The sequence below is a fragment of the Noviherbaspirillum sp. genome (assembly GCF_036846085.1).
GTDB lineage: Bacteria > Pseudomonadota > Gammaproteobacteria > Burkholderiales > Burkholderiaceae_D > Noviherbaspirillum.
The window spans coordinates 1-6,264 of the sequence record NZ_DAIUCO010000288.1 but is presented as its reverse complement, the minus strand read 5'-3'; the positions used below and the strand labels follow the sequence as shown (position 1 = coordinate 6,264).

Below are 6,264 nucleotides of genomic sequence, written 5' to 3'. Positions count from 1 at the left end.
CGGTATGCACACGGTATGCGCAGCAAAATCCCTTGCGCGGAGATATGAATCGCTGATAGATGCGAATGGCGGCAAGAACAATATCGCGCATGCGGGACAAGCGGCTCAAGCGTCCTTGGAAGCGCGCTCAACGGTCGCCAGGAGTGCGCCCGCGCCCATGAAGGTCAGTCCGGACAGGCGGTTGAAGACCTTCGCCCTCCCCTTGACGCGCAGCCATGGTCTCAGCCGTGCGGCAAAGGTCGCGTAGAACATCAGCCAGAACAACTCGAAGCACACGAAGGTGCCGCCCAGTACCGCGAACTGGGGAAGCTGCGCTGCCGCCGGATCGATGAATTGCGGGAAGAACGCGGTGAAGAACAGCAGCGCCTTGGGATTGCTCGCGCCGACGAGAAAGCCTTTGACGTAGAGCGACAGTCGGCTGGCGCTTCGATTGCCCGCCGAAGGCAACTCGAAACTCGACGCGGTGGACCGTAGGGTCGTGATCCCGATATAGACGAGATAGGCGACGCCGAACCACTTGATCACATGGAAAAGCGTGGAGGATGCGGCGAGCAGCGCGCCGATCCCGACCGCCGAGCAGGCCATGATGCCGACAACGGCGGTCACGCTGCCGATTGCCGAAAACAATGTCCGGCGGGCGCCGAAATTGACGCCGTTCGTCACGCACATGAGGACGCTTGGCCCCGGCGTCACAGTGAGGATGAAGACGGCTGCGGCATAGAGCAGCCAGGTTTCAAGGGACATGCGAACTCCTAAGTAGTGTGTGAATCAGGAAAGCAAAACCGGAAGTTATTTTGTAAGCCTATCTGCGGCATTTTCTTCCTTTCCCCGAGACTGGCAATCTAGGAGTGCTTTGGCTACGCAATTGACGAAAATGACACATCTCTGGGTCCCCGCCGCAGCTTGCCCTCGAATGGGGTAGTCGGGGGCGAGGACGACAAACCTTTGTTGGTGAAAGACGCCAAGGGAGAATTCACGCATTTTTAAAATCTTTGGGCTATCAACTCGACATCCGGAAGGTTTTCAGCGATCTCTTCGACGGTGGAATACGTGAGTAAGGTATTGATCACCACTGGCAGCGGTTCAACCCATATTTCCGGCAGATCCCGTTCGTTGCGGTCATGAATGCGGAACGCCAATCGCTCGATCGGCGGCGTGAACTGCGCATCTACGCCAGGTTTATTTCCTCGTGCATCGATGCGGTACCAGCCGTGACCGTCCAGGTAGACCGCATTCAAGCCATGAAGGCAATAAGGCGCGCCTTCCGTGACTGACAGGCGCTGATAGCACAGCCCGGTCGGGATGCCGTTCCGGCGCAGGAGCGCTGCCAGCAGATGGCTCTTTGCATAGCAGTAGCCTGTACCGTGCGCCAGCACTTCCGATGCACGGCAGGTCACCGGATTGAGCCTGTGGTCCCAGCTGTGCCTGATGGTGTCGCGAACGAATTCGAAGCAACGCCTGACGATGTCCTGCTCCGATCGGCATCCTGCCGCCAATTCAACCGCCTTCCGTGCGACGTCGGGATGATCTCCATCGATATAGGGACTGAACTGCAAATAAGGATTCATAAGCGATTCGTTGGAGGTGCCGCATCAACAATATGAAGCGGCATGCAGCATTCCGGTATGCACGCCGCCAGACAGGGCAAATGTTAGCAGCAATGCACATTTCAAATATAAAAAATCGAATGAAGCATTCAATGCCATGTCTTGCCCAGCATCCGCTATTTGAAATCCCTGCTCTTCGTCGTCAGCTCGCCCAGCATCGTCGAGTGATCCACCACCCGCTTGGCGATCAGGTGCGTGACCTCGCCTTCGCGCTGCCAGATGCCGTAGACCGTCATCAGGTAGGCATTGAGGATTTCCTTGCGCTGCTTCTCCAGCAGTGCCGGCCAGATGATGACATTGGTGACGCCGGTTTCATCCTCCAGCGTGACAAACATGGTGCCGCTCGCGGTGGGCGGGCGCTGGCGCACGGTGACCAGCCCGGTGGTACGGGCGAGCTTGCCGTCGGCGAAGGATTTCATCTCCTGCGCCGTCGACAGGTTCATTTTCCTGAAGCGCTCGCGCAGCAGCGCCAGCGGATGGCGGTTGAGCGTCAGGCCGAGGCTCTGGTAGTCGGCGACGATTTCCTGCCCTTCGCTTGCCTGCGGCAATACGATGCCGTCGTCCGGCAGGCGGGCATCCTTCAGCAGCCTTGTCGTCGGCAGCATGCCGGCGACCTGCCATGCCGCCTGCCGGCGATGCCCGGTCAACCCCAGCAGCGCATTGGCGCGCGCCAGCGCCTGGGTTTCCTGCGTCGACAGTTCGGCACGCTGCACCAGGTCGGCCACGCTGGAAAAAGGGGCGATGGCGCGCACTTCCACAATCCGCGACGCCGCGTCGGCCGGGAGGCCCTTGATCAGTCGCAGGCCGAGACGCACCGCGGGTTGCGAACCTTCCTCCGCGTAAGGCGGCATGCGCTCCTCCAGCGTGCAATCCCATTCACTGATATTGACATCCGGCGGCCGTACCTGGACGCCGTGCCGCTTCGCATCCTGCACCAGTTGCGACGGCGAATAAAACCCCAGCGGCTGTGCATTGAGCAGCGCGGCAAGGAATATCGCCGGTTCATGGCATTTGATCCAGGCCGATGCGTACACCAGCAGCGCGAAGCTTGCCGCATGCGACTCGGGGAAACCGTATTCGCCGAAGCCTTCGATCTGCCGGAAGATCTGCTCCGCGAATGCCTCCTCGTAGCCGCGCTCCTTCATGCCGTTGATGATCCGGTCATAGAACTTGTCCACCTCCCCTTTCCTCTTCCAGGCAGCCATCGCGCGCCGCAGGCTGTCCGCTTCGCCCGGCGTGAATCCGGCGGCGAGGATCGCGATCTGCATGACCTGCTCCTGGAAGATCGGCACGCCGAGCGTGCGCTCCAGCGCGGTGCGCACTGCATCGCTCGGATAGGTCACCGGTTCCAGCCCCTGCCGCCGCTTCAGGTAGGGATGCACCATGCCGCCCTGTATCGGACCGGGGCGCACGATCGCGACTTCCACGACGAGGTCATAGAATTTCTTTGGCTTCAGCCTCGGCAGCATCGACATCTGCGCCCGTGATTCGATCTGGAATACGCCGACGGTATCCGCCTTGCAGATCATCCGGTAGGTGGCCGGATCTTCGGGCGGGATATCCTGCAGCGAGAACGTCTCGCCGCGGCGCTGGCCGATGAAGTCGAGCGCGCGGCTCAGCGCGGACAGCATGCCGAGCGCCAGCACATCGACCTTGAGCAGGCCGATGGCATCGAGGTCGTCCTTGTCCCACTGGATGACGCTGCGCTCGGCCATCGCCGCGTTTTCGATCGGCACGAGGCGCGCCAGGCTGTCGCGCGCGATCACGAAGCCGCCGCTGTGCTGCGACAGGTGGCGCGGGAAGCCGATCAGCGACTGGGTCAGCATGATCAGCTTCTGCACGATGGGCGACTCGATGTCCAGCCCGTGCTCCTGCAGACGCTCGGGGCTGATCTTCCGGCCGTCCCACCAGTGATGCGATGCCGACAGGCGGTTGACCTGTTCGTAATCGAGGCCGAGCGCCTTGCCGACATCCTTGAGCGCCGAGCGCGGCCGGTAGGTGATGAGGGCGGCCGTCAGCGCGGCGCGGTGGCGGCCGTATTTCTGGTAGATGTACTGCATGACTTCTTCACGCCGTTCATGCTCGAAGTCGACGTCGATATCCGGCGGCTCGTTGCGCTCCTTCGAGATGAAGCGCCCGAACAGCAGGTTGCCGCGCATCGGATCGACCTCGGTGATGCGCAGGCAATAGCACACCGCCGAATTCGCCGCGGAGCCCCGGCCCTGGCACAGGATGCCCCTGCTCCGCGCAAACCGCACGATGTCATACACCGTCAGGAAATACGGTTCGTAGGACATGTAGGCGATCAGGGTCAGCTCTTCCTCGATCTGGTTCTGGATGGACGCCGGCAAGCCTTTCGGGAAACGTTCGGTCGCGCCTTCATAGGCAAGCCGCCGCAGGTAGGTGGACAGGATCTCTCCCGGCGGCACGATCTCCTCCGGATACTCATAGCGCAGTTCGTCCAGCGAAAACGTGCAGCGCGCGGCAACATCCAGCGTGTTTTCCAGCGATGCCGGCGGATACAGGCGCGCCAGGCGCTGGCGCTGCCGCAGGTGCCGCTCCGCATTCGGCTGCAGCGCCATCCCGCACTCCGCCAGCGGCTTGCCGAGCCGGGTGGCGGTGAGCATGTCCTGCAGGGGCTTGCGCGAGCGCACATGCATGTGCACGTCGCCGGCCGCCACCAGCGGCAATCGATGCAGGTCCGCCAACCGGTGCATCCGCTCCAGCCACAGGCTGTCATCGCCGCCATGCAGCACTTCCACCGCGATCCAGGCCCGCCCTTCAAACACCGATGCAAGCCACGCCGCCTGCTCCGCCAATGCGTCGTCTTTCGTTTTCCTGTTCGGTATGAACAACGCAAGGCAATCCGGCAGGCGATGCAGATGCACGATGCCGGCCGCCGGTGCATCGATGTCGGCGCGATGCAACTCGTAACTTCCCTTGGGCGCGCGGCGGCGCCCGAGCGTGATCCATTCCGAGAGATTGCCGTAGCCGTTGCGGTTGGTAGCCAGCAGCACCAGCTTCATGCCGCACGAGAGCGTCACTTCGCTGCCGATGATCAGATGCAATTCGTGCTTCTTCGCTTCGACATGCGCCCGCACCACGCCGGCCAGCGAGCATTCATCGGTGATCGCCAACGCCGCGTAGCCGAGCCGGGCCGCGCGGTCCACCAGTTCCTCCGGATGGGATGCGCCGCGCAGAAAAGTGAAGTTGGACAGGCAATGCAGTTCAGCATACGCCGGCAGCGGTATCGACATGGTCAGCCGAAGAAACCGTGCAGGAACCAGGCGTCATCCGCCGAACCGAAGATCAGCCGCTCGCGGTAGATCCACAGCAGCAGGTGAAACTCGTTGCAGGCAATGAAGTAATCCCGCGTTACCGGTGCATCATCCCACCAGCCGGCCTCGATGCGTTCCGGACCATCCAGCAGGATGAGCACGCTCTGGTAGAACGGCATGCCGTCCCGCACCGGCAAGGCGATCGGTTCCGGCAACAGCCAGCTCGGGCGCGGCGGAAACGCGTCTTCCAGTGCGGCCTGTCCCTTGGGTATCGACGGCATGCGATGTGCCGGGACGGTCACCGAGCTGTGCTCCGGCCGGTGATCGCCGGCGATCTGCAGCCGGCTGACCGCGTCCTCGCCCAGCCGGCTCGTCAGGCGCTCGACCAGCCGTCCTATCGACTCCGCCTGGCCGGCATGAGAGGGAAACAGCTCGGTGTTGGGCGCGGCAAGCTGCACGATATCTTCCGCCTGCAGGGTGAGCTCGATGACCGATGCGGCGAGCGTGATTCTTGCAAGATGTTCCTGCAACAGAAGCGTGAGATGCGCCAGGTCGCGGCTGGGGCTGCCGAGGGCGATCGCCACCGGCGTCACCGCCGATGCCTGGCTGCCGTGGCGCACGCTTTCATGATGCAGTTGCAGGCAGAAGCGCGACACCGCCGCATGCCGCGCCACCAGCCAGCCGCTCATCTGCATCAGCAGGCGGCGCGCGGCAAACAGCAGCGCCTCCGTCGTATCGACCCGTGACGGCAGCTCCAGCCGTGCGGTAAACGTGACGGGCGGCTCGAACCATGCATGGACTTCGGGCTCAAGGCCGAACGCCCTGTCGAGTTCGGTCAGCACATCCTTGCCGAAGCGGCGGACGATGCCAGGGCGCGGCAGATTCCGCAACTGCCCGATGGTCCGGCAACCGATCAGGTCCAGCGTGGCGAGATGCGGCTGTACCGACGCCATGAGTGCAACCGGCAGGCTCCCCAGACGTGACGGCAGCGATGCGCCGTCCGCATGCAGGGCGTCGGCATGCCGGGCCAACAGCCAGGCGGCTGTGGCGGTGGGCGCGCTCGCCAGTTGCAGGGTGAAGCCAAGCTCCAGGATGCCGTCGCGCAGTTGCAGCGTCAGCGCTTCGCCGCCGCCGAACAGGCGCAGGCTGGCAGAGACATCGAGCAGCAGGCCGTTGGACAGCAGGCTGACCTGCGGCGTGAAATGAAGCGCCCAGAATGCGGCCTCTTTCACGGCTTCCGCCTCGGCCGCCGTATCGCGCGGAATCAGCACGACATCGGCAGCACGCGCATGCGCGCTGCTGTCCATCATGCCGGAAAGGATGCCGGCCTCCCGCGCACGTGCATTGAGCCAGCCGATGCGCCGCGCTTCCGTCACCGC

Annotated in this window: 4 protein-coding genes; all 4 read right to left on the bottom strand. The window is 63.1% G+C overall.

Annotated elements, in window-relative coordinates; all coding sequences use genetic code 11:
- Positions 1–105: 105 nt before the first annotated feature.
- Positions 106–744: a LysE family translocator gene (locus V7080_RS22615; protein WP_334190637.1), complete on the bottom strand. Its 639-nt coding sequence runs from the start codon at positions 742–744 to the stop codon at positions 106–108.
- 239 nt (positions 745–983) lie between these two features.
- Positions 984–1,568, bottom strand: coding sequence for a transglutaminase-like domain-containing protein (locus V7080_RS22610; RefSeq protein ID WP_334190636.1), 585 nt, complete (start codon positions 1,566–1,568; stop codon positions 984–986).
- Between the two features lie 155 nt (positions 1,569–1,723).
- Entirely contained in the window at positions 1,724–4,864 is a 3,141-nt protein-coding gene (locus V7080_RS22605) for an error-prone DNA polymerase (RefSeq protein ID WP_334190635.1), read from the bottom strand.
- Positions 4,865–4,866: 2 nt separating this feature from the next.
- A partial coding sequence (locus V7080_RS22600; protein WP_334190634.1) for a Y-family DNA polymerase occupies positions 4,867–6,264 on the bottom strand: 1,398 nt, incomplete at its 5' end.